This window comes from Neorhizobium fuzhouense, from assembly GCF_042611105.1.
Taxonomy (GTDB): Bacteria; Pseudomonadota; Alphaproteobacteria; order Rhizobiales; family Rhizobiaceae; genus Neorhizobium; species Neorhizobium galegae_A.
On the sequence record NZ_JBHFFP010000003.1, the window covers coordinates 285,078 to 308,493 of the forward strand.

Here is a 23,416-nt window from a genome sequence, read left to right on the forward strand (position 1 = left end):
TAAAAATTACTCAAGCGTATAATAAGGGCAGTCCAAGGTTTTCATCCCGAACTCATCGAGGTTATTCATGAACGGATACGGCTGCCAGGCCATGTCAACGACGCTTGCGCGCGTGCTGATGCGCCGCCCGGGCGCCAGCCTTCGCGCCGCCAATGCCCGGGAATGGCATTACGGCCCCGGCTTCGAGGCGGAAAAGGCGATTGCACAGCATGCGCAGTTTGCCGGTCTCGTGGCAGCCTCCGGCGCCGAAATTCTCTGGGTGGAAGACGATGGCGACGGGCTTGCCGATTCCATGTTCACGCATGACCCTTCGCTGATGACCGACAAGGGCGCCGTGATCCTGCGCATGGGCAAGGCCTTGCGCGCCGGCGAACCGGCGCTGCATGCCAAGGCCTATCGCGAGGCCGGCATTCCGATCCTCGGCACCATCGAGGCGCCAGGCACGGTGGAAGGCGGCGATTGCGTCTGGGTGGATGACAAGACGCTCGCCGTCGGGCGCGGCGTGCGCAGCAACCAGTCGGGCATCGAACAATTGCAGGCCATTCTCGGCCCGATCGGCGTCACGGTTCTCGGCTATGACCTGCCGCTCTGGCAGGGCGAAGAGGCCTGCCTGCACCTGATGTCGGTGATCAGCCCGCTTTCCGAAACCATGGCGCTCGTCCACGCACCGCTGATGCCGGCCGCATTCTATCTGATGCTGAAAGAGCGCGGCTATACGCTGATCCATGCGCCGGAAGCCGATTTCGCCGCAAGCAACGGCCTCAATCTCAACGTGCTGCCGACGAGCCCCGGACAGGTGATCATGGTCGATGGTTTTCCGGCGACCAAGGTTGCCATGGAAGCCCATGGCTGCACCGTGACCACCTTCGAGGCGGATGCGCTCTGCATCGCCTGCGAGGGCGGCCCGACCTGCCTCACCCGCCCGATCCTTCGGCAGGCGGCGTGAACCGGCGGACCTTTCATCGGGCCCCAGAGGCCGAGCGGCGCGAGGATCTGATCACCGCGACGCTCGACTGTATTGCCGAGCTTGGCATCCAGGGTGCCACCGTGCGCCAGATCGCCACCCGCGCCGGCGTGACCGGCGGTCTCATCCGCCATTACTTCGCAAGCAAGGACCTGATGATGCAGGACGCCTATCGCGAGGTGATGCGGATGATGAGCGCGCCCGCCTTTGCCGCGGCCGATAGCCCCGGCACGGCGCGTGACAGGCTGATCCGCTTCATCGTCGGCAACCTCACGCCGCCCGTCACCGATGCGCGCATGCTGTCGCTCTGGGCCGCCTTCATCGGCCATATCCGCGTTGAGCCGGCCTTTGCCGCCATTCACCGCGAAAATTACGTCGCCTTCCTGTCAGTGCTGCAGGATCTGCTGCAGGCCTTTTTCGAGGAACAGGGAAAGCCGCTGGCTGCCGATACATGCCGCCACCATGCGATTGCATTGAACGGCTTGATCGACGGGTTGTGGCTGGAGGGAACGCTGGTGTCCGACATGTTTCACGATCATGAACTCGCCGATACCGCCATCCTCTCGGTCGAGCGGCTGCTGGGCCTCAACCCCGGCGATCTCGTCGCTCCCATCCGCACCTGAACTGGAGATTTTTCTGTGCGCTACGCTTCCATCACCGACCGCCTGGCCGATCTCGGTTCCGGCCGCTGGGCCCTTCATTTGCAGGCGCGCCGCATGAAGGCTGCCGGCGAACCAATCATTGAACTCACCATCGGCGAGCCGGACCTGCCGCCGGACCCGGAGCTTCTGGCCGAATGCGCCCGCGCCATGCATGCCGGCCGCACCCGCTATTCCAACGGCCGCGGCGAACCGCCGGTCCTGAAGGCGCTGGTGGAAAAATATCAAAAGCGCCGGCCGGGCGTGACGGAAAAGAATTTTCTTTGTTTTCCCGGCACGCAGACCGCGCTCTATGCCGTGATGACCGGGCTGGTGGAAGCCGGCGACGGCGTACTGGTCGGCGATCCGCTTTACGCGACCTATGAGGGCGTAATTGCCTCCACCGGCGCGCATTTCATCCCCGTGCCGCTTCGCCCGGAAAACCGCTTCCATATGCAGGCAGAGGATCTGGAGCGGGCGATCACGCCGGAAGCGCGCGTGCTGCTTTTGAACACGCCGCACAATCCGACGGGCGCCGTGCTGAGCGAGGCGGAAATTGCCGCCATCGGAAAGATCTGCCGCAAGCACGATCTCTGGATCGTCTGCGACGAGGTCTATGAACAGCTGATCTTCGGCGAGGATTTCGCCTCGCCCTTCGACATGGCCGAGCTTGCCGAGCGCACCATCGTCGTGTCCTCCATTTCGAAGTCGCATGCAGCACCCGGCTTTCGCAGCGGCTGGGCGGCAGGCCCGGAGGAATTTTGCGAACGGCTGCTGCCGGTGTCGGAAACCATGCTGTTCGGTGTCCAGCCCTTCATTTCCGACATGACGGCGCTGGCGCTGTCCAAGCCCTTCGAGACGGCCGGCATCATGCGCGCCAACTACGAGCGCCGCGCCGGAATCGTCCGCGATACGCTCTCCGGCAGCAATCTCTTGAAGCCGATGATGCCGGAAGGCGGCATGTTCGTGGTGGTGGACGTGACGGCAACGGGGCTATCCGGCGCCGATTATGCGCTGGAACTGCTGCAGACGGAAAAGGTCGCGGTCATGCCCGGCTCCTCCTTCGGCCACCAGGCGGCCGGCTTCATCCGCATTTCGCTCACAGTGCCCGACGAGGTGCTGGAAGAGGCCGTCAAGCGCATGGCGGTGCTTGCCGGGCGGCTCGCGGCACTGCCGGCAGACCAGAAGACGACCTCCACCCCACTGGGCGCCTGACGTCCTTTCTCATGAAAGTGCGGCTCTTGCGCCCCGACGCCAGAGCCGCATTTCTACACACCGAGATAACGATCCTGCAGATCCGGCGTCAGCCCGTCCGGCGGTCCGGCCCACACCGTCTTGCCGTTTTCCAGCACGACGCAGCGATCGGCCACCGGCAAAAGTTCCGACAACGTCTTGTCGACCACCAGGATCGACAGTCCGTCGCCCTTCAGGGTGCGGATCGCCCGCCAGATGTCCTGACGGATGACGGGGGCGAGACCTTCGGTCGCTTCGTCGAGGATCAAGAGGCGCGGATTGGTCATCAGCGCGCGGCCGACCGCCAGCATCTGCTGCTCACCGCCCGACAGTGAGCGCGCCATCTGGTCGCGCCGTTCGGCAAGGCGGGGAAAGAGGTCGTTGACCCGCTCCAGCGTCCAGCGGCCCGGCCGTGCAGCGGCAACCAGGTTCTCGTAGACCGTGAGGTTCGGAAAGCAGCGGCGGCCTTCCGGCACAAGCCCAATGCCGAGGCGCGCGACCTTGTGCGGCGGCAGGCGCCCGGTCGTTGCGCCATCGAACCGCACCTCGCCCGATTTCGGCGGCATCAGGTTGCAGATCGATTTGATGGTGGTCGATTTGCCCATGCCGTTACGCCCCATCAGGGCCACGACCTCGCCTTCGGCGATGTGAAGGTTCACGCCGAACAGGGCCTGGCTTGCGCCATAGAAGGTGGCGATATCCTTGACATCGAGCAGCATCAGGCGTGATCTCCGAGATAGGCCTGACGCACGGCCGGATCGTTGCGGATCTCGTTCACCGTGCCGGTCGCGATCACCCGACCATAGACCAGAACCGAAATCCGGTCGGCCAGCGCAAAGACGGCATCCATGTCATGCTCCACCAGCAGGATCGGCGCCTCCTGGCGCAGGCTGTCGAGAAAGCCGGTCAGCACCTTGGAGCCTTCCGGCCCCATGCCGGCCATCGGCTCGTCGAGCAGGAAGGCCTTCACATCGAGCGCCAGCGCAATGGCGATTTCCAGCTGGCGTTTCTCGCCATGGGACAGCTCGGATGCCGGCACATGGGCACGCGCCGCAAGCCCCACCCGCTCCAGCCGGTTCATGGCGGCATCGGTGAGCGAGCGATCGCGCATCACCGGCTTGAAGAAGGCAAAGCTCGAGCCCTGCCCGGCCTGAACCGCCAGCATGACATTGCGCAGGGCGGAAAATTCACCGGCGAGCGACGAAATCTGAAACGTGCGGCCAAGCCCCAGCCGGGCGCGTTCGGCCACCGGCAGACGGCCGATCTCGCTGCCTGCCAGCGTGATCGTTCCGGAATCGGGCTTCACCGTGCCGCAGATCTGGTGGATCAGGGTCGACTTGCCCGCCCCGTTCGGGCCGATCAGCGCATGGATTTCGCCGGGGTGAAGATCGATGCTGACGCCATCGGTCGCCTTCAGCGCGCCAAAGCTCTTGTGGAGGTTCTGGATGGAAAGGACCGGATCAGCCATGACGCACCTTTCCGGCAACGAGACCGATCAGCCCGCCGCGCGCAAAGAGCACGGTTGCCAGCAGGATGAGGCCGAGGAAGAACTGCCAGCGTTCCGTCAATCCGCCGAGCAGGTGTTCGAAGATGACATAGAGCGCTGCCCCCGCCACCGGTCCCATCAGTCGGCCGGTACCGCCCAGAATGATCAGCACGATGAGTTCGCCCGACATGTGCCAGGAGAGCATGGAGGGACTGACGAAGCGGTTGAGATCGGCATAGAGCGCGCCGGCGACTGCCGTCAGCATCGCGGAGATCACGAAGGCGGTGAGCCGGATCGGCATCGGCGAAATGCCGACGGCGGCCACGCGCACATCGTTCTGACGCACGGCCTGAAGCGCTGCCCCGAACCGCGACGAACGGATGAGTGCCGACAGCACGATGCCGACCAGAAGCACACCGTAACAGATCAGGAAAAAGTTCATCGGCCGCATGGTGTTGACGCCGGGGAACTGGTTGCGGACGACAATCGACAACCCGTCCTCGCCGCCATAGGCCGGCCAGGAGATGGCGAAATAATAGACCATCTGCGCAAAGGCGAGCGTGATCATGATGAAGTAGACGCCCGACGTGCGAAGGCTGATCGCGCCGATGGCCAGCCCCAGAAGCCCGGCCGTCCCCATGGCGACCAGCCAGACGACTAGCATCTGCTTGGAACCGGACAGGCCGAACAGCATCGGATCGCCGGAAAAGGCATGCGAGGACAGGATGCCGGCCACATAGCCGCCGACGCCGAAGAAGGCCGCATGGCCAAAGGAAACGAGACCACCAAGGCCAAGCGCGATATTGAGCCCGGTTGCGGCAAGCGCGAGGATCGCGATGCGGGTGGCAAGCGTGATGGTGAAGGGCTGGCCGGCGGCCTGCGCGATGTAAGGCACAGCCAGAAGCGCCAAGGCCAGCACGAGATTGAGGACGGTTTCGCGGCTCATCAGAACACTCCTCATGCCTGCGCCGGAAACAGGCCGCGCGGTTTGACCGCAAGGATGACCGCCATCAGGATATAGATGAGCATGGAGGCAAGCGCCCCGCCGATAAGACCCGCCTGCGCCGGGGGAACCATCAGCGACAACACCTGCGGCAGAAGCAGCCGGCCCATCGTATCGACGACGCCGACCAGAAGCGCGCCGATGAGAGCCCCCTTGATCGAGCCGATGCCGCCGATGACGATGACGACGAAGGCAAGGATCAGCACTGGTTCACCCATGCCGACCTGCACCGATTGCAGCGCGCCGACCATGCCACCGGCAAAACCCGCAAGAGCCGCGCCGAGAGCAAAGACCAGCGTGTAGAGTGTGCGGATATCGACGCCGAGGGCGGCAATCATCTCACGGTCGCTTTCGCCGGCGCGGATGCGCATGCCAAGCCGTGTGCGGGAAATCAGCCCATAGAGGCCAAGGGCGACAAGCGCGCCGGCGAGGATGATGGCCAGCCGGTAGAGCGGATATTGTGCCCCGCCCGGCAGCGCGACGGCGCCCTCAAGCAGCGGCGGGATATCGAGATAGAGCGGGAACGAGCCGAACAGCCAGCGCATGCCCTCCGAAAAAATGAGAATGAGTGCAAACGTCGCCAGCACCTGATCAAGGTGATCGCGGGCATAGAGCCTGCGGATCACCGTGATTTCGATGAGGGCGCCGGCCGCCGCAGATGCTGCAAGGCTTGCGACAAGGCCAAGCCAGAACGATCCGGTGAAGGCGGCCACGGTTGCGCAGGCAAAGGCGCCCACCATGTAGAGCGAGCCGTGGGCCAGATTGATCAGGCCCATGACGCCGAAGATCAGCGTCAGCCCGGCGGCCATGAGAAAGAGCATGACGCCGAGCTGAACACCGTTCAGCAGCTGCTCGATTGCAAGCGCAAAGGTCACGAACAGCCCTTACTTCTTGCAGGCCTGGGCGTAGGCATCGCCATGATCGGTGAAGATCTTTTCGATGATCTTGTTGGTCAGCACGCCGCCGTCCTTCACCACTTCCGTCACGTAGATATCCTGGATCGGGTGACGGTTGGTGTTGAACTTGAACTTGCCGCGCGGCGACTGGATGTCGGCCTTCTTCAATTCGGCGGTGAAGGCAGCCGTATCCTTGACGCTTGCCTTGGACGCGGCAGACAGGATCAGCTGGGCCGCATCATAGGCCTGCACGGCATAGATCGACGGCAGGCGACCGTATTCCTTCTGGAAGGCCGGGACGAACTTCTTGTTGGCCTCGTTGTCGAGATCCTTTGCCCACTGGCCCGACGCCTTGGCGCCAAGGGCTGCATCGCCGATGGCCGGCAGCACGTCCTGGCTGAACGAGAAGCCGGGGCCCATGACCGGGATTTTGACGCCGGACTGCGCATATTGCTTCATGAAGGCAATGCCCATGCCGCCAGGCAGGAAGGCGAAGACGCCATCGGCGCCGGAGGCACGGATCTGGGCGATTTCCGCGGCATAGTCGGTCTGGCCGACCTGGGTATAGACTTCGTTCGCCACAGTGCCCTTGAAGTAGCGCTTGAAGCCGGTCAGCGAATCCTTGCCGGCCGGATAGTTGGGCGCCATGATGAACATCTTCTTGTAGCCCTTGTTGGCATATTCGCCCATGGCTTCATGAAGGTTGTCGTTCTGGTAGGCCGCGTTGAAATAGAGCGGATCGCATTTTTCGCCGGCAAGCGCTGCCGGTGCGGCATTGGTGGACACGTAGATCTTGCCCTGCGCCACGGCACCCGGCACCACCGCCATCAGAAGGTTCGACCAGACGATGCCGGTCAGGATATCGACGTCTTCGCTCTGGATCATCTTGTCGGCGATCTGCACGGCCAGTTCCGGCTTCTGCGCGTCGTCTTCGGTGATCACCGTCACGTCCTTGTTGCCGGACTGCTTGATGGCCAGCATGAAGCCGTCGCGCGTATCAAGGCCGAGACCTGCACCGCCCCCCGACAGCGTGGTGATGAGGCCGATCTTGACCGGCTCTGCCATGGCAAGGCTCGATGCCCCGAGCGACAGCGCAAGGGTGGCGGCTTTCAGGAAAGTCTTCATGTCATGCACTCCCGTTCTTGGTCTGATGTCCCACATTTATTCTTGTCTCAGGCCCGCTTCTCAGTGCGGGCGTCTGGCCTTGGCGGCAAACCCTTGGCGGTCTTTTCGCCAAACTTCCACAACCCGGGCAAAACATCCACTGGCTGCAAGGGCAAATTACGCCGTCTTACGCCGCAGAGGCGGATTTCAACCGGAAACGCTGAATCTTGCCGGACTCGGTTTTCGGCAGCGCCTGCGTAAACACAATAGAGCGCGGATATTTGTAAGGCGCGATGATTGCCTTCACATGCTCCTGCAGGAGCTTTGCAAGCGCATCGCAGGCCTGACCATGATCCGTCAGCACCACATGCGCCTCAACGATGTGGCCACGCGCCTCGTCGGGCACGCCGATCACGGCGCATTCCAGCACCGCCTCGTGCTTCAGAAGTGCTGCCTCCACCTCGGGACCGGCGATGTTGTAGCCAGCCGACACGATCATGTCGTCGGAGCGGGCGGCGAAATGGAAATAGCCGTCATCATCCTCGAAAAAGCTGTCGCCGGTGAGGTTCCAGCCGTCGCGTACATATTCCTTCTGGCGCTCGTCGGCCATATATCGGCAGCCGATCGGCCCCTTGACGGCAAGCCGGCCGATCGTGCCGCGAGGCACCTCGTTCATCGCCTCGTTGACCACCTTGGCCTGGTAGCCGGAGAGCGGCCTGCCGGTACAGGACGGCTTTGCTTCGCCAAGACGATTAGAGATGAAGATATGCAGCATTTCGGTGGCGCCGATGCCGTCGAGGATCGGAATACCTGTCTTTTGCGTCCACTCCTCGAAGACCGGTCCCGGCAGCGTCTCGCCGGCAGAAACCGCGATGCGGAGCGAAGAGAGATCCGCCTTGCCCTCGCCGGAGGCCGCGAGCATGGCACGATAGGCCGTTGGCGCGGTAAAGCAGATGGTGGCGCGGTAGGTCTCGATGATCTCCATCATTTTTGGCGGCGTCGCATGTTCCAGCAGCGTGGCCGCCGCCCCGAAGCGCAGCGGGAAGATGGCAAGACCGCCAAGGCCGAAGGTGAAGGCCAGCGGCGGCGACCCGACGAAGACATCATCCGGAGTGACGCTCAGCACTTCACGGGCATAGGCATCCGCGATGATCAGCAGGTCGCGGTGAAAATGCATCGTCGCCTTGGCAATGCCCGTGGACCCGGACGTAAAGCCCAGAAGCGCCACATCGTCGCGCCCGGTCTTCACCGCCTCATAGCGCACCGGCTTGTTCAGTGCTGCGCGGTCCAGTTCGGCATCGTGATTGGCCGTGCCGTCGAAACCGATCACCTGGGTCAGATAGCGACTTTCCTTGGCCACCGCCACCAACTCGTCCATCAGGCGCGTGTCGCACAGCGCCATCGAGATTTCGGCCTTGTCGATGGTCTTGGCAAGCTCGCCGGCGCGCAGCATCGGCATGGTGTTGACGACGACGGCGCCGGCCTTGGTGGCCGCCAGCCAGCAGGCCACCATGGCCGGATTGTTGGCCGAGCGGATCAGCACGCGGTTGCCCGGCTTCAACCCGTAGTCCTCAGTCAGCGCCCGCGCGATGCGGTTCGTCCAGTCGGACAGTTCCTTGTAGGTGCGCCGGCGGCCATTGCCGATGAGGGCGGTGTGATCGCCGAAACCTTTTTCCACCATGCGGTCCGTCAGTTCGACCGCAGCATTCAGATAGTCAGGGTAGTCGAAGCCCTCAAGCAGCAGTTCCGGCCATTGATCCAATGGCGGAAGATTATCCCGGGCAAACGTATCCACATGGCCGGTGGGTCCCAGCATGGCTCTTGTTCCCTTTCGTTCCTCAAACGCTCAAAACCGGTTTCCTCGCCGGTCCAGGCGCCTTTGCGAGGCTGTTTCCGCCTCTTGTTGAGCCAAGAATTGCACCGGAGGTCGCCCGTGGCAAGACAGAAATTTTAAGTTTGTAATAATTTTGGGAGCGCACGCTTGTGGGCGGTCTCACGGACCCTTGCAGACATCAGGCTCGGGCAATCGAAATGGCAAAGAATGGGAAGAGGTCGCTGAAGGCACAGTTTCAGGAAATCTTTCCCGTGCTCCCGCCGTCCGGTAGCAAGGGGGCCGATTTGCAGTATAGCTCTGTTGAAGGACCTCGCCCGACGACACAAAGCTGATCGCGGGGCAGATCGCGCAAGATCACATGCGGAACGAACCATGGCAGCACTGACGGATCAAAACGGCAAGGACCCCTCCGATTTCGAGATCGGCAATGCCAGTTTTCGCTTTGATGCGCAGCTGCGCATGATGATCAGCGCCTTCTGGACGTCGGCGGTGCGCGTAAAAGTGCTGCTGCTGATCGTCGGGCTGCTGGCCGTGATCCTCACCACCGTCTATGGCCAGTATCGCCTCAACCACTGGAACACGCCTTTTTACAACGCGCTTGAGCAACAGGATCTACCCGCCTTCTTCCAGCAGCTGAAAGTCTTCTTCGTCATTGCCGGATCGCTTCTGGTGCTCAACGTCATACAGGCCTTTTTGAACCAGATGACCGCGCTTTACATGCGTGAGGGCCTTTCGCGCGACCTTGTCGACCAGTGGATGAAGCCGCGCCGGGCGCTGAAGCTCGCCAGCTACGGCAAGATCGGCATCAACCCGGACCAGCGGCTGCACGAGGACGCGCGAAACCTTGCGGAACTGACGACCTCGCTTGCCATCGGCCTTGTCAACTCCACCATTCTTCTGGTGAGCTTTATCGGCGTGCTCTGGGCAATTTCGGCCGATTTCAGCTTTACCATCGACGGAAGGCAGATCGCCATTCCCGGCTACATGGTCTGGGCGGCCCTTCTTTATGCGGCCACCGCCTCCCTCATCAGCAACGTCGTCGGCCGCCATCTGCCCCGCCTCAACACCGAGCGCTATTCCAAGGAAGCGGACATGCGCTTCACGCTGATGCATACCAATGAAAACCTCATGGCCATCACGCTAACCAATGGCGAAGACAGCGAGCGCCAGCGCATCCAGCTGTCGATCAGCGCCGTTCTGGCGGTCATCCGCAAGCTCGCCTTTGCCTATACCAATCTCACCTGGATTTCCTCAGGCTTCGGCTGGCTGACCACCATCGCGCCGATCCTCATTGCAGCACCTGTCTATTTCAGCGGCAGCATTTCCTTCGGTGGGCTGATGATGGCAGTCGGCGCCTTTAACCAGGTGAACACGGCCCTGCGCTGGTATATCGACAATTTCCGCCCGATCGCCGACTGGAAGGCCGCTCTGTACCGGGTCTCCGTGTTTCGCCGCGCCCTGATCGAGTTGGATAAGGCCGAAAGCGACAGTTCGCCGCTCATCCGCCCCTCGCCCACCAGACAAATTATCCTCAAAGACCTGATCCTGCGGGCAGGACCTGCCATGACGGCGACGGAACGCGGTCTGCAGCTTGCAGGTGAAACCGTCATCGAACCCGGCGCGCGAGTCATGATCAATGGCGATCCGAAGGCCAACCGCCACCTGCTTTTTTTGGCCATGGCGGGCCTGTGGCAATGGGGGCAAGGCGAGATCCTGATGCCGCCGCTCGAGGATATCCTGTTCCTGTCGCAGAAAGGTTATTTTCCCGATGCAACGCTGCGCGAGGCCATGACCTATCCGAAAAAAGCCACCGACTATTCCGACGCCGCGATGGTGGCGGCCCTTTCGGAGGTCGGCCTGGAGCGACTTGCCGGACAACTCGATACGCGCGATCGCTGGGAGCGCGTGCTGGATGAGGAAGACCAGGCACGGCTGCGGCTGGCCAATGCCCGCCTGATGGCGCCCAAATGGATCATACTCGATGATGCGCTGGAACTTCTGGATACCCCCGCGCAACAGGAGCTGACACAGATTCTTGACACGTTTCAGCACACGGGAATTGTCTATATTGGCCGCTCAGAGGTCTTTTTGACGATAAATCCGACACCTATACATCTTTCAGCATTGCAATCGGCCGAAAATGCGTAATATAGTTGAATTCGAAACAAGTATGACCGATTGCACATCTTCTATAAATCATTAAATATTAGTTAAAATGCACCGGACCACCCATGGTCAAGCCCCGGAGCCATGATGCAACCGACCCGAGACATGGACATGCAACCGCTCATGCAGTCTGAAGCTGGCGCGCTCGGCGACAGCCACGGCAGCATGGCGCAGGTCATGGGCCTGTCTGTTGCGTCCTCCAACAGCGGTTTGGAAGAGATCATACCACCCGGTGGCGGGAATGAGCCGATGGCAAAGCGGGTGAGCGGCCAGCAGGAAACGCCGTCTGTCGGCGATGCGGCGCTCATGAATGCGGCAGCCTTTGCCAATGCCACGCACCTTCCACTCCTGTCGATGGCGACCGCCGGCGTCATCGAGTTCGTCAATGACGCCGCCTTGCAGCTGTTTGGTTACCGCCGTGACGAACTGGTCGGGCAGTCCGTGCTCCTGATCGTTCCGGAGCGCCTGCGGGAGGAATGCCATTACAACCTCACGCGCATGATGGATGTCAGCACCGGGATCCTGAGCGGCAAAATCTTCGAAATCCTCGCCTGCGACCGCAACGGCCGAGAATTTCCCCTCGAAGTCACGTTGACCGCCTGGGATGCCGACGGGGATCGACATCTCGGCATGGCCGTCGCCGACATTTCCGAGCGGCATCGGCGGCAGGCGCGTCTGACGCGTCTCAAAGACCAGGCCAGTCTCACCGGCCTCCACAACAGCCACGGTTTTCAAGAACTCTTGGGCGAACGGTGCGAGAGCGGGCATGTCGGTGCGCTCCTCATGCTCGACATCGACGGCCTGCGCGACATTCGCGACCACCTGGGGACGCAGGTCCATGAGACGCTGATCCGGAGCATCATCGTGCGCATAAGCCTGCCGCTGGGGCTCCATACGGCACTGGCACAGCTCGCCGCCAATCGCTTTGCCATCCTGCTGCCGCAGCAGGCGCGCGGTGACACCACCCCTCACCTCGCCGGGCAGCTACTCGAGGCGCTGGCAGTTCCCTTCATGATCAACGGCCACCGTCTGCGGGTTATCGGCAGCATCGGCTATGCCCTCGCCTCCGATGAGGTCGATGCGGAAGAACTGGTGGCGCAGGCTGATTTCGCCCTTCTGCACGCCAAGCGATCCGACACACAGAAGGCGCTGGCTTTCGATGCCTCCCTTCAGGCGGTGGCGCAGAACCGGCGTGCCGTCCAACGCGATCTCCTGCGGGCGCTGACGAAGCGCGAATTCGTTCTGCAATACCAACCGCAGGTCAACCTTCGCAATGGCAGCCTTTGCGGCATGGAAGCGCTGATCCGCTGGCAGCATCCCGAGCGCGGCCTGTTGCCACCCGGCGAATTCCTGCCGATGCTGGAGCAAAGCGCCCTGAGCGTCGATGTCGGCTGGTGGGTGCTGGACGAAGCGCTGCGGCAGCTCTCCGAATGGGCGGCCGCTGGCCTGCCCCTGGTGAAGATGAGCGTCAATCTCTTCCCCTCGCAAATCCGTTGCGCCGATCTGGCGGCCGAAGTGGCAGACCTGCTCCACCGTTACCACATCGATCCGGCATGGCTCGAACTAGAGATCACCGAAACGGCCACGCTCCAGGACGGGGACCAGTCGTTCAAGGTGATCAGCGAGTTGCGTGATCTGGGCGTGGGCATCGCCTTTGACGATTTCGGCACCGGCTATGCGTCCTTGGGCACCCTGCAACGCTATCCGATCACCACGCTCAAGATCGACCGCGGCTTCGTGCGCGATCTCATCACCAAGCAGCGGGATGCTGCCATTACGCGCGCCCTGATCATGCTCAGCAAGGATATCGGGGTTACCACGATCGCCGAAGGCATCGAGACGGCCGAACAGGAAATCACACTGAAGATCATGGGGTGCGATTGCGGCCAGGGCTATCTCTACGGCCGCTCCATGCCACCGTCGGAGATTGCCGCCCAGCTGTCACGCCTTTTGCCGCAACCGGCCCAGCCGGTGGCACGCGCAAGCTGACGGGCCGCTCCAGCACTCCTACGCCGAGGCAGAGCCCGTGGCAGACTGCGTGACCGGCGCCATGGGGCGAACCGACGCTCGCACTGAGGCTGCAAAAATTTCCAAAAGAGGCTGATTTCAGTCCAGCAAGAGGCGCAGTTGCAAGGCCAGTTCGCGGGCCGTATAGGGCTTTTTCAGCCAGCTGCCATCGGCCGCCAGCTGCTTGCCAGCAATTTCCGGTTCGGCATAGCCGGAGGTGAACAGGATGCGGATCTGCGGATACCGTTCGCGCACGACCTTGGCGAGCTGGTCACCCGACATGCCGGGCATGGCAATATCGGTAAACATCAGCGCCACGTCGGGATGCGCATCGAGAACGGCAAGCGCCTCGATGCCGTTTGCCGCCTGGTGGACCGTGTAGCCGCTGTTTTCCAGTCGCGCGACGGCGACCCGGCGCACACGCGGATCGTCTTCCACCACAAGAATGGTTTCCGTGCCGCCCGGAATATCCGGCATGACAGGCAGCCGGTCTTCGTCCGCCTTCAGCGCCGATGCATCCAGCACGCCGGGCAGGAAAAGCCGGACGCTGGTGCCCTGACCCTGCTCGCTGTAGATCTGGATATGCCCGCCGGACTGGCGCACGAAGCCATAGACCATGCTGAGGCCAAGGCCGGTGCCGGCACCGGTCGATTTGGTGGTGAAGAAGGGCTCGAACGCGCGCTGTTTCACCTCCTCCGTCATGCCGGTTCCGGTATCGGTGACAGCAACGAGGATGTAATCGCCAGCGCGGACCTGCGGATACATCTGCGCATAATCCATGTCGAGATGCACCCGGCTGACGTCTATGGTCAGCTGACCGCCGCCGGCCATGGCATCGCGGGCATTGAGCGTGAGGTTGAGCAGCGCATTCTGCAACTGCGGACCATCGACCAGCGCTTCGTTGCTGCCGCCGCGGATCGTCGTGCGCAATTCGATGCGGTCTCCAATGGTGCGGCGGATGAGTTCGGAAAAGCTCGACACCATCTGGCCGAGATCGGTCATGCGCGGATTGAGCGGCTGCCGGCGCCCGAAGGCCAGCAGTTGCCCTGTAAGCTTGGCACCGTCATCGGCGGCCCCCTGCGCTTCCTTCAGAAGCGTCAGGGTTTTCGGATCTTGCAGCTTCATCTCCAGCATTTCGAGATTGCCGCTGATGATGGTCAGAAGATTGTTGAAGTCGTGCGCCAGACCGCCGGTCAGCTGGCCGATGGCCTCCATCTTCTGCGCCTGGCGCAGCTCCTCCTCGATGCGGTGACGGCTGGTGAGATCGCGGATGAAGCCGGTGAAGATGCGCTTGCCATTGGAGACCGCTTCGCCGACGGCAAGTTCCATCGGGAAGGTCGAGCCGTCTTTCCGCAGGCCCTTCACCACGCGGCCGATGCCGATGATGCGGCGCTGGCCGGTAGTCATATAATGGCGAATGTAACCGTCATGGCCATCCCGATCGGGCGATGGCATCAGGATCGACACATTGCGCCCCTCCACCTCTTCCGCGTCGTAACCGAAGAGATCTTCCGCCGTGGAGGAAAACGACGTGATGATGCCGGTTTCGTCGATCACCACCATGGCTTCCGGCACGGTCTGCAGAATGGACCGGAAATGCGCCTCGCGCACCGCGAGATTTTCCTGGATGGTGGCGGCAGCGCGAAAATCCTCGTTGATCTGGACGATCACCGGACCATCGGCGCCTTGGGCCACCACCCAGCGGCTGAGCACGGAAATCGTGTGACCGTCCTTGTGGCGGTATTCCAGATTGCCCTTGAACGCCCCCTCCGCGCGGATGGTGGCAATCGTATCCTCAAGGGACAGGGTCGGTGATGGCTGCAACAGCGCCAGCACATCAAGCCCGTCCACCTCATCCGCCGTCCAGCCGAACAAGCTTGCGCTGCCGGCGCTCCAGTGAGAGATCAGCCCCGTTGCATCATGCGCGATGACATTGATCGGCCCGAGAAGGGACAGCAGGCTCGACATATCGACCGCTTGCCCGGCATTGACCTTCTCACCCATGGGGTTCCCTTACAGACGTCCAAATTTTGGCGTGAGACCGCAATCAGTGCGGCCAGACAGCCTGTCTGGTCTTTGCGCCACGCTCGCCGATGTCCTCATAACTATCGCCATCGCCGCACAGCGCAAGCAGTTTTCCGGGCTTGCCGATATCAAAGGCATGGCGACCATTGGGGACGATCACGCCGCGGGCAATCAGCTTGGTGATGGTGCGCGAAACGGTCTCGATGGTGAGGCCGAGATAGTCTGCCATGTCCTGCCGGCTCATCGGCAACTGCACCGTGCGGCCGACCTGCCTGTCGCCCTGCATGCGCCGCGCCGTCAGCATCAGGAAGCTGCACACCCGCTCCTCGGCGCTCTTGCGTGACAGAAGCACCATCTGGTCCTGGGCGGCGGCCATTTCGTCGCACATCAGGGCAAAAAGCCGCGGGCGAAGTTCTGGAGAATGCTCGATGGCATCCTGGAAAGCCTTCTTCGTGAGGCGGCGCACCTTGACCGGCGTCACGGCTTCGGCGCTGTAGAGATAGACATCGCGCAGCGTCAGCCCCACCATGTCGCCCGCATACAGAAAGCCGGTAATGACCCGGCGCCCATCGCCTATGATCTTGAAAATCCTCAACACTCCCTCCGAGACCTCGAAGATGTGCTGTGCCCGGTCCCCCTCCCAGAACAGGCCGGCGCCAATATCCAGCGTCTCGCGCGGCACCGCTGCAAAGAGTTCGTCAAGCGTCTCCAGCTGCGGTTTCATCATCGCCACGGCGGCGAAATTGGACTGTGCGGTTGAGCCTGTCGAAAGCATTGTGCGTCCCTCTGTCTTGATGGCCAAACTATGGTGGGGAGCGGTGACAAGAGGATGCCGGGCATGTTACGGTGGGTTGAAATGTGTAACAGTCTGTAACAGCGCATGAGCAGTCGGGTGAGGACATGACGAAACTCGAGCGGCGGGCCGAGCGAATCCTCATCGTTGATGACGATCCGCGCATCCGCCAGATGGTGACCCGCTATTTCGAGGACGAAGGTTTCATCGTCACCGGCGCGTCCGACGGTTCCTCCATGCGCAAGGCGCTTGCCGATTACACCATCGATCTCATCCTGCTCGATCTTGTGCTGCCCAACAGCGAAGACGGGCTGGCGCTCGCCCGCGAGGTGCGGGCAAGCTCCGACGTGCCGATCGTCATGCTGACCGGTCGCGACGACGTGGTGGATCGCATCATCGGTCTCGAAGTCGGTGCCGACGACTATATCCCGAAGCCCTTTCACCTGCGTGAAGTGCTGGCGCGGGTGCGCAGCATTCTGCGCCGCCGCCGCCCGGTGGAGCCCCCGCAGGTCGAGATCGGACAGGTCTTTGCCTTCGACGGCTGGCGCCTGGAAGTCAGCCGTCGAAGGCTGCTCAACCCAAACGACGAGGAAGTAGAACTCACCACCGGCGAATTCGACATGCTGACGGTGATGATCCGCAATGCCGGCCGGGTGCTGACCCGCGACATGCTGATGGACCAGACGCGCGGGCGCCAGATGGAAGCCTTCGACCGCGCCATCGACGCCCAGATTGCCCGCCTGCGCAAGAAGATCGAGAGCAATCCGACCCATCCCGTGCTGATCCGTTCGGTGCGCGGCGTCGGTTACATTTTTACCGCAGAAACCAGCGCTTCCTGATATCGGCCAAAGGGCCTACTCCTCTATCGGCATCAACGTGCAGCCCGCCTCGCTGGCCAGCGCCTGCAGGCTTTCGCGCAAGGCCTGGCGAACACCCTCCTCGTCTGCGACCGTCAGCACCACATGCAGAGGCACATCGAGCACGCATGCCTCCGGATCTGCGCGTCGGCGCACGAGGCAGAGGCCCTTCAGGTAACCATTGGCATTTTCGCAGACCAGAAGGCGCTGCGACGCGGCTTCCCCCCGCTCGGCAGAAAGGACGTCGGAACAGGTGCGCCGCCAGTCGGAAAGCTCTGTGCGGGCATCTGCGGCATGAACCAGTGCAAAGGCGCGGTCCACTTGCGCTCTGGTGATATCGGCCACCCGGTATGCGGAAACCATGAACCTCCCCCTGGAGGGTTGCCCCTCTCTTCCTCAGCCGTGAGATATGCTCCGACCGGCTGTCAATGCGTCACCGGAGAGCCTAGCGCAAAAAGAGCAAGGCGCTTTGAGCAGGATCAACCGCCGGCGGCCGGAAGGGCGAGGGAAAAGGATCAGACGGTTTCGAGGACGGGGCTTGTAAGCAGGCGTCCACTGGCCACATCGGCAATGCCGAGATCCGTCTGATGCGGGCCGGCGTTGCAGGCAAGCGTTGCCCCGAAACAGGCCTTGAACACCAGATAGGGTGGCTGCCAGTCGACGATGCGATCCATCTCGGTCTTGATGGCGGCAAAACCTGCCGCGATTTCCGGAACGCTGCCCTCGGCGACGAGGCCGGCAAGCGGCAGCGGCAGCACGGCCTTGACCACGCCGCCTGCGGCAACGGCCAGCCCGCCGCCTGCCGCAATCACCGCATTGGCAGCCGCGGCCATATCGTCGGGATCCTTGCCGAACACCGTCAGATTGTGGCTGTCATGCGAGACGGTGGTGGCAAAGGCACCGCGCCACCTGCCCCAGCCGGTAAGGAAGCCGATGCGCGGGCTAGCGGGCGCCCGGCCATGGCGATGAACGACGGCAATCAGCGTCGTCTCTTCCGGCGGCACCACATGGCCATCGGCGATCTCGGCGGATGTTTCGCCCCATTGCGTGAAGCGCGGCTTGTCGATGGTGGCAATGCGGGCAGAGGTGCCGCTTGCCGGCACGCGAAAATCAATCGCTGTCAGGACGCCAAGCTTCATCGTGTCGCAAAGCGTTACCGTTTCGCTGGCGGACGGTGGCGACAACAGCGCCCCGCCGGCCGCCACCTCGCGTCCCGACACCAGCACGCGGCGCGCTTCAAAAGCTTCAAGATCTTCAAACAGAACGATATCGGCGCGACGGCCGGGCGCGATCAGACCGAGATCCGGCCGGCCAAGCCGGCGCGCACCATTCAGCGTTGCCGCCTGCAGTGCCCATTGCGGCTTCATTCCATAGCGCACAAGACGGCGCACTACATCGTCGAGCCCGCCCGCGCGCGCCAGATCATCCGGGAAGACGTCATCGGTGCAGAGTGTTACGGTCTGCGGCAGATGGCCAAGCCCATTCAGGGTCTTGACGAATTCCGGCAGGAGATGGTCGTGGCTGCCGCGAAGCTCGATGGTGAGGCCGGCGCGCAGTTTTTCCAGGAGATCGGCGCCCGAAACCAGTTCATGGTCCGAGGTGACACCGGCGGTGATGAAGGCCTGCAGATCGGCGCCGGAAAGGCTTCTGGCATGGCCGCAGATCAGCTTGCCCGTCTCGAGCCCTGCCCGCAGGATGCCCTCCATGTTCTGCTCGCCTTCGATGATGCCACGCATGTTCATCATTTCGGCAATGCCGGCGATATCGGGACGCGCCAGCAGCGTCTGCAACACGTCCGGGCCGAAATCGGCGCCAGCCAGTTCGAGGCCCGGTGCCGAGGGAACCGATGACGGGGCAAGCAGGATGACACGCAGCGGCAGGTCGATCACCGCATCGGCGGCCCAGTTGACGCCGGCAAGGCCCAGTACATTGCCGAACTCGTGCGGATCCCACACCACCGTCGTCACGCCACGCGGCACCACGGCCTGCGCATAGCCGGCGGGCGTCACCATCGAGCTTTCGATATGCATATGCGTATCGATGAGACCCGGCGACAGGAAAGCGCCGGCGGCATTGATGAGGGTTGCGGCATCTGTGCGGCTGCCCGGCGCATGAACGCTTGCGATCATCGGACCCACGATGCCGATATCGGCTGCCCGAAGTTCGCCGGTTGCGACATCCACCAGCGTTCCGCCCTTCACCAGCACATCGAACGGCATGTCCCCCCGCGCCGCCTGCACGGCGCGACGACGCAGTTCCGGCAGGTTGAGATCGAAGAGTTCGAAGGGACGGGTCATCGGGATGCTTCACTTTCAAGAACGTCGAGTATGATCCGCCGTGCCGCGTCCACGTCGATATCGACGGCGTAATCGGCGTTGAACGGAGCGCGGCCGTCACGGGTTTCGATGACGGTGCGGCCGCGTGTATGCGTGCCGCACAGTTCCACATCGAGCCGTGCGCGGCAAAAGGTGACGAGGTCGTCGCGGATGAAGGCGACCGCTGCAACGGCATCGTAGAGCGACATGGCGGGGCGTCCGCGCTGGATGGCGATATCGATGAAGCCGGCAAGCAGATCGGCAATGAGGGTCGCATTGCGCCCGCCGGCCCGGCGCACGGGTGCGACATCGGCGGGCGTGGCGAGAACCTTGCGGCAAAGATCCAGATCGACCATGCGCAAGGCAACGCCATGGGCAAGCACGATGGCCAGCGCTTCGGGATCGGCAAAGGCGTTAAATTCCGCCGATGCTGTGTGATTGCCCGTCGTCACGCCACCGCCCATCCAGACTATCTCATCGATCTCTGCCGCCAGATCGGGGCGGGCAAGGGCCAGGGCTGCAAGATTGGTGAGCGGCCCGAGCGCCAGGATGCGGCGTGGCAATCCGTCCGCGTGCTTGCCCGAAAGCCAGCCGCACAGCGCCGAAAAAGCATCCTCGGCGTGCAGGACCACGGGTGCCTCGGGCAGGCGCTCGCCCGCACTTGGCATTCCGTGATCGCCGAGGATGCTTTCTGCCGTCTCCAGACGGCCGAGCACGGGAGCAGAGCGCCCCCGAAACAGTGGGAAGGACCAGCCAAAGGCAGACCTTGCGCCGCAGGCATTGCGTTCGACCTGCGCAAGCCCCGCATTGCCGAAGACCAGCGACACGCCATCGACCGGCTCGCCGCCCCGGCTTGCCACCAGAATGGCGGCGATATCATCAAAGCCCATGTCGGTATCGATCCAGACGCCCATCACGCCCTCCTCAAAAGAGCATGGCCGTCCGGGGCGCAGCTGTGATTGTAAAAGATCCGATTTGAAAATTCGCCGCGCGCAACGACCTGGAAAGGACCTGAGACCAGGCACATCACGCGCGGCTGACGGACCTGCTCCGCCGCTATCGGAACATGGCCGGTCATCTCTAATTTCCTGTCTGGGGCTTCCGGGTGAGCACCTGCCTTCGGTGCCCGCCCATCGGCTCCACCAAACGCTCGAAGCAAGGCGGAAATGGGGCTTTCGCACAGCTTTGCAACATCCGAGTTACGAATGTTGCGACGGGCAGGCCTGCCCGCCATGGAGGACGCGGCCATCGTCATCGAACGATCCCTTCCACGGCCTCGGGCACAAGGGTGCGACAGGGGCCGGTCGACTGGCGCACAACCAGCATCATCGGCACGCTGGAGCGCTCGGCCGTCACCGTGCCGGAGGCCGCCACCCGGGCGCGCGGCAGCCCTTCAATGACGGCGGTGAGAGCCGAAACAGCCAGCCGGGCGATCTCGGCCATGTCCATGCGCAGCGTGGTCAGCGACGGCGTCACGACGGAGGACCAGATCAGATCATCAAACCCGGCAACGCTTGCAGCCTCTGGCACGGCAATGCCCGCGCCCTGCAATTCGGTCAAGGCGCGAACGGCGGTCAGGTCCGACAGCGCCGCAAAGGCGGTGACCCCCTGCTCGACCCGCGCGGCGAGATTGAGCGAATGCTCGGGCGCACGATCGGGTGCTAGGTCGGGCGCATTGGGTGACGCAAGCGTTTCAAGCCAGACAACCTCGACGTCGGCACCCGGCCCAAGCCCTGCCTTCAACCCGCCGACCCGATCATTTTGGACGGTCGACAAGGGACTGCCGGCAAGGATCAGCACCTTGCGATGCCCAAGCGCGCGCAGATGCGCGCCCATCTGGCGCCCGCCATCCCAGTGATCGGACGAAACGGTATTGCCGGGCGTGGAGGGCGTATCGATGACGGCAACCGGGCAGCCGATATCGGAAATGCGCGTGCCCCGGCGCGGGATCACCACCATTCCGTCAACGCCCCGGTCGATCAGCCGCTCGATCGTCTCCGTCTGGACGCCCGTATGGCCGCGCGAGTCACCGATCAGCACGCCGTAGCCGGCCGTGGAGGCTGCCTGCTCTATGGCTTGGGCAATCTGCGGGAACAAGGGATTGGAGATATCGGGCAGAACGAGCCCGAGAACGCCGCTTCTGCCCGTGCGCAGTGCCCTGCCCGCCATGCTCGGCACATAGGCAAGCGCCCGCGCCGTCTCCCGGATGCGCTCGGCCAAATCCGGCGAAACGCGCCCCTTGCCCGACAGGGCATTGGACACGGTGGCAACCGAGACGCCGAGCGTTTCGGCGATCACGGCCAGTTTCGGTTTTTCGCTGCGCATCGCAATGCCATCGTTGCTTAATCGTTTAAGCGAATACGTCCATCTTATGCCTCTTGTCGAGGAGTTTCTGCTGCGCTTGCTTCAATTGCTTGAGCCGATGCGGCATCACGGGAGAATAAGCCGCATTTTTCCTGTCCCCGCCGTTTTTCGAAGGATTATTCCTTGCGTCTGAACCTCTGCAAGTGGCACGGAACATGCATGTTTTGTCACATGCCTGCCGCCAAGCGTGAGCGGGACGACCACGAGAGACCGGGAGAACGGTGATGCAGGTCATGCAGCCGCTGAAGAACGACAGCCGCCGGGCAACGCCCGCCCGCATGGAGCCGCTGGCGAAGCTTCCGGTGTTCTTCAATCTGGCCGACAAGCGCGTCGTGCTGGCCGGCGGTTCCGATGGTGCAGCCTGGAAAGCCGAGCTGCTGGTGGCCTGCGGCGCGACCGTGCATGTTTTCTGTCCCCGGCACGAACTCTCCGGCACATTTTCAGGCATGATCGACGAGCAGGCGCGCCGCGAGACGCCCTTGATGGTGCATCACGACCACCCCTGGCACATCCATATGTTCGAGAACGCGGCTCTGGCGCTGGGCGACTGCGAGACGGACGAGGAAGCCAAGGCGTTTTATTGCGCCGCAAAGGCCGCGGGCGTGCCGGTCAATGTCATAGACAATCCGGCCTTCTGCGAATTCCAGTTCGGCTCCATCGTCAACCGCTCGCCGGTGGTCATTGCCATTTCGACGGACGGGGCCGCGCCCATCCTGGCGCAGGCGATCCGCCGACGCATTGAAACGCTTCTGCCGCCGGCGCTCAAAGCCTGGGCCGAAATCGCCCAGGGCATTCGCGAGGCGATCAACGAAAAGCTGAAGCCGGGTACGGAGCGGCGCAGCTTCTGGGAAGGGTTCGTCGACCGGGTGTTTCGCGAAGCGCCGAGCGAGACAACGGCTGCCGCGCTGGTGACCGACGCCGGACGCATCGCCCATGGAACCGGCGAACAACCGGTGGGCCGCGTGACGCTGGTCGGCGCCGGCCCCGGCGATGCCGAACTTCTGACGCTGAAAGCCGTGCGCGCCCTGCAGGCTGCCGACGTGATCCTGTTCGATGATCTTGTTTCCGGCGACGTGCTGGAGCTTGCCCGGCGTGAAGCCAAGCGCATGCTGGTTGGCAAGCGCGGCGGCCGCGAAAGCTGCAAGCAGGAAGATATCAACGCCACGATGATTGCTCTTGCCAAGAGCGGCAAGCGCGTGGTGCGGCTGAAATCCGGTGACCCGATGATTTTCGGTCGGGCCGGCGAGGAAATCGAGAGCCTGGAAAAAGAAGGCATTCCGGTCGAGATCGTGCCCGGCGTCACCTCCGCCACCGCCATGGCGGCCCGGCTTGGCGTATCGCTCACCCACCGCGACCACGCCCAGTCGGTGCGGTTCGTCACCGGGCATTCGCGCAAGGGCGAGCTTCCGGCGGACCTCGACTGGTCAAAACTTGCCGATTCGACCGTCACCACTGTCTTTTACATGGGTGGACGCACAGCCGCCGCCATCGCTGCCAAACTCTGCGCAAACGGCATGGCGGCAACGACCCCCGCCGTCATTGTCAGTGCCATTGCTCGCGAGGATGAGCGCCGCTGGGTTGGAAAGCTCATCGACATGCACTCTGCCATGGCAGAGATCGGCTACGAAAACCCGGTGCTGATCGGTATCGGGGACGCCTTCATCAAGGCAAAGGCAGGGTCCGGCCTTGCGTGTGAAGACGGGCACGAAAAGGCGCAGCAGGCCGTCTGAC

19 protein-coding genes are annotated in these 23,416 nt (G+C 62.9%); 7 read left to right on the forward strand and 12 right to left on the reverse strand.

All coding sequences use genetic code 11. From position 1 onward, the window contains the following. Nucleotides 1–91: 91 nt before the first annotated feature. The 3 genes from ACEXP3_RS08255 to ACEXP3_RS08265 are packed head-to-tail and all read left to right on the forward strand — an operon-like array spanning nt 92 to nt 2,817. Nucleotides 92–946, forward strand: coding sequence for a dimethylarginine dimethylaminohydrolase family protein (locus ACEXP3_RS08255; RefSeq protein WP_377296799.1), 855 nt, complete (start codon nt 92–94; stop codon nt 944–946). Further along, nucleotides 943–1,587, forward strand: a complete 645-nt coding sequence (locus tag ACEXP3_RS08260; RefSeq protein ID WP_377296800.1) for a TetR family transcriptional regulator C-terminal domain-containing protein — start codon at nt 943–945, stop codon at nt 1,585–1,587. Before ACEXP3_RS08255 ends, ACEXP3_RS08260 begins: the two co-directional genes overlap by 4 nt. 15 nt (nt 1,588–1,602) lie before the next feature. Further along, a complete protein-coding gene (locus ACEXP3_RS08265; RefSeq protein WP_377296801.1) occupies nt 1,603–2,817 on the forward strand; it encodes a pyridoxal phosphate-dependent aminotransferase in 1,215 nt (404 codons plus the stop codon). Nucleotides 2,818–2,870: 53 nt separating this feature from the next. Here ACEXP3_RS08265 and ACEXP3_RS08270 read toward each other — a convergent pair whose 3' ends face one another. The 6 genes from ACEXP3_RS08270 to ACEXP3_RS08295 form a co-directional block, all read right to left on the reverse strand. Then, a complete protein-coding gene (locus ACEXP3_RS08270) occupies nt 2,871–3,557 on the reverse strand; it encodes an ABC transporter ATP-binding protein (protein ID WP_377296907.1) in 687 nt (228 codons plus the stop codon). Continuing rightward, nucleotides 3,554–4,303, reverse strand: a complete 750-nt coding sequence (locus ACEXP3_RS08275; RefSeq protein ID WP_377296802.1) for an ABC transporter ATP-binding protein — start codon at nt 4,301–4,303, stop codon at nt 3,554–3,556. Before ACEXP3_RS08275 ends, ACEXP3_RS08270 begins: the two co-directional genes overlap by 4 nt. After that, complete coding sequence (locus ACEXP3_RS08280; protein WP_377296803.1) at nt 4,296–5,267, reverse strand: branched-chain amino acid ABC transporter permease; 972 nt, start codon at nt 5,265–5,267, stop codon at nt 4,296–4,298. Before ACEXP3_RS08280 ends, ACEXP3_RS08275 begins: the two co-directional genes overlap by 8 nt. A gap of 11 nt (nt 5,268–5,278) precedes the next feature. Further along, nucleotides 5,279–6,199, reverse strand: a complete 921-nt coding sequence (locus tag ACEXP3_RS08285) for a branched-chain amino acid ABC transporter permease (RefSeq protein WP_377296804.1) — start codon at nt 6,197–6,199, stop codon at nt 5,279–5,281. Nucleotides 6,200–6,208: 9 nt separating this feature from the next. After that, nucleotides 6,209–7,345, reverse strand: a complete 1,137-nt coding sequence (locus ACEXP3_RS08290; protein WP_377296805.1) for an ABC transporter substrate-binding protein — start codon at nt 7,343–7,345, stop codon at nt 6,209–6,211. A gap of 166 nt (nt 7,346–7,511) precedes the next feature. After that, a complete protein-coding gene (locus tag ACEXP3_RS08295; RefSeq protein WP_377296806.1) occupies nt 7,512–9,140 on the reverse strand; it encodes an AMP-binding protein in 1,629 nt (542 codons plus the stop codon). Between the two features lie 390 nt (nt 9,141–9,530). Here ACEXP3_RS08295 and ACEXP3_RS08300 point away from each other — a divergent pair, with 390 nt between their 5' ends. Both ACEXP3_RS08300 and ACEXP3_RS08305 read left to right on the forward strand, forming a co-directional pair. Further along, nucleotides 9,531–11,306, forward strand: a complete 1,776-nt coding sequence (locus ACEXP3_RS08300; RefSeq protein WP_377296807.1) for an ABC transporter ATP-binding protein/permease — start codon at nt 9,531–9,533, stop codon at nt 11,304–11,306. A gap of 141 nt (nt 11,307–11,447) precedes the next feature. After that, nucleotides 11,448–13,313, forward strand: a complete 1,866-nt coding sequence (locus ACEXP3_RS08305; RefSeq protein ID WP_377296808.1) for a putative bifunctional diguanylate cyclase/phosphodiesterase — start codon at nt 11,448–11,450, stop codon at nt 13,311–13,313. Between the two features lie 117 nt (nt 13,314–13,430). Here the strand turns inward: ACEXP3_RS08305 and ACEXP3_RS08310 are convergent, their stop codons facing one another. After that, a complete protein-coding gene (locus ACEXP3_RS08310; RefSeq protein WP_377296809.1) occupies nt 13,431–15,335 on the reverse strand; it encodes a PAS domain S-box protein in 1,905 nt (634 codons plus the stop codon). A 43-nt stretch (nt 15,336–15,378) separates the two neighbouring features. Beyond that, nucleotides 15,379–16,131, reverse strand: coding sequence for a Crp/Fnr family transcriptional regulator (locus ACEXP3_RS08315; protein WP_210105386.1), 753 nt, complete (start codon nt 16,129–16,131; stop codon nt 15,379–15,381). 125 nt (nt 16,132–16,256) lie between these two features. Between ACEXP3_RS08315 and ACEXP3_RS08320 the strand changes: the two genes are divergently transcribed. Further along, nucleotides 16,257–16,988, forward strand: coding sequence for a response regulator (locus ACEXP3_RS08320; RefSeq protein ID WP_210105385.1), 732 nt, complete (start codon nt 16,257–16,259; stop codon nt 16,986–16,988). A gap of 15 nt (nt 16,989–17,003) precedes the next feature. On the opposite strand, the gene ACEXP3_RS08325 is transcribed toward ACEXP3_RS08320, so the two are convergent. The 4 genes from ACEXP3_RS08325 to ACEXP3_RS08340 form a co-directional block, all read right to left on the reverse strand. After that, on the reverse strand, nt 17,004–17,369 hold the full coding sequence (locus ACEXP3_RS08325; protein ID WP_210105384.1) for a hypothetical protein: 366 nt from the start codon (nt 17,367–17,369) through the stop codon (nt 17,004–17,006). Between the two features lie 152 nt (nt 17,370–17,521). After that, the gene (locus ACEXP3_RS08330; protein WP_377296811.1) at nt 17,522–19,303 is read right to left on the reverse strand and encodes an adenine deaminase; all 1,782 of its coding nucleotides are present in this window, start codon (nt 19,301–19,303) and stop codon (nt 17,522–17,524) included. Next, entirely contained in the window at nt 19,300–20,235 is a 936-nt protein-coding gene (locus ACEXP3_RS08335; protein ID WP_377296812.1) for a nucleoside hydrolase, read from the reverse strand. Before ACEXP3_RS08335 ends, ACEXP3_RS08330 begins: the two co-directional genes overlap by 4 nt. 337 nt (nt 20,236–20,572) lie before the next feature. Next, complete coding sequence (locus tag ACEXP3_RS08340; protein ID WP_377296813.1) at nt 20,573–21,646, reverse strand: LacI family DNA-binding transcriptional regulator; 1,074 nt, start codon at nt 21,644–21,646, stop codon at nt 20,573–20,575. A 263-nt stretch (nt 21,647–21,909) separates the two neighbouring features. Here ACEXP3_RS08340 and cysG point away from each other — a divergent pair, with 263 nt between their 5' ends. Then, nucleotides 21,910–23,415, forward strand: a complete 1,506-nt coding sequence (gene cysG, locus ACEXP3_RS08345; RefSeq protein ID WP_377296814.1) for a siroheme synthase CysG — start codon at nt 21,910–21,912, stop codon at nt 23,413–23,415. The last annotated feature ends 1 nt before the right edge of the window (nt 23,416 follow it).

Bases quoted from the DNA above. Each gene is read 5' to 3' on its own strand.
- ACEXP3_RS08255 (WP_377296799.1), top strand. From the start codon at position 92: ATGTCAACGACGCTTGCGCGCGTGCTGATGCGCCGCCCGGGCGCCAGC.
- ACEXP3_RS08275 (WP_377296802.1), bottom strand. From the start codon at position 4,303: ATGGCTGATCCGGTCCTTTCCATCCAGAACCTCCACAAGAGCTTTGGC.
- ACEXP3_RS08280 (WP_377296803.1), bottom strand. From the start codon at position 5,267: ATGAGCCGCGAAACCGTCCTCAATCTCGTGCTGGCCTTGGCGCTTCTG.
- ACEXP3_RS08290 (WP_377296805.1), bottom strand. From the start codon at position 7,345: ATGAAGACTTTCCTGAAAGCCGCCACCCTTGCGCTGTCGCTCGGGGCA.
- ACEXP3_RS08295 (WP_377296806.1), bottom strand. From the start codon at position 9,140: ATGCTGGGACCCACCGGCCATGTGGATACGTTTGCCCGGGATAATCTT.
- ACEXP3_RS08300 (WP_377296807.1), top strand. From the start codon at position 9,531: ATGGCAGCACTGACGGATCAAAACGGCAAGGACCCCTCCGATTTCGAG.
- ACEXP3_RS08305 (WP_377296808.1), top strand. From the start codon at position 11,448: ATGCAGTCTGAAGCTGGCGCGCTCGGCGACAGCCACGGCAGCATGGCG.
- ACEXP3_RS08310 (WP_377296809.1), bottom strand. From the start codon at position 15,335: ATGGGTGAGAAGGTCAATGCCGGGCAAGCGGTCGATATGTCGAGCCTG.
- ACEXP3_RS08315 (WP_210105386.1), bottom strand. From the start codon at position 16,131: ATGCTTTCGACAGGCTCAACCGCACAGTCCAATTTCGCCGCCGTGGCG.
- ACEXP3_RS08320 (WP_210105385.1), top strand. From the start codon at position 16,257: ATGACGAAACTCGAGCGGCGGGCCGAGCGAATCCTCATCGTTGATGAC.
- ACEXP3_RS08325 (WP_210105384.1), bottom strand. From the start codon at position 17,369: ATGGTTTCCGCATACCGGGTGGCCGATATCACCAGAGCGCAAGTGGAC.
- ACEXP3_RS08330 (WP_377296811.1), bottom strand. From the start codon at position 19,303: ATGACCCGTCCCTTCGAACTCTTCGATCTCAACCTGCCGGAACTGCGT.
- ACEXP3_RS08335 (WP_377296812.1), bottom strand. From the start codon at position 20,235: ATGGGCGTCTGGATCGATACCGACATGGGCTTTGATGATATCGCCGCC.
- ACEXP3_RS08340 (WP_377296813.1), bottom strand. From the start codon at position 21,646: ATGCGCAGCGAAAAACCGAAACTGGCCGTGATCGCCGAAACGCTCGGC.
- cysG (WP_377296814.1), top strand. From the start codon at position 21,910: ATGCAGGTCATGCAGCCGCTGAAGAACGACAGCCGCCGGGCAACGCCC.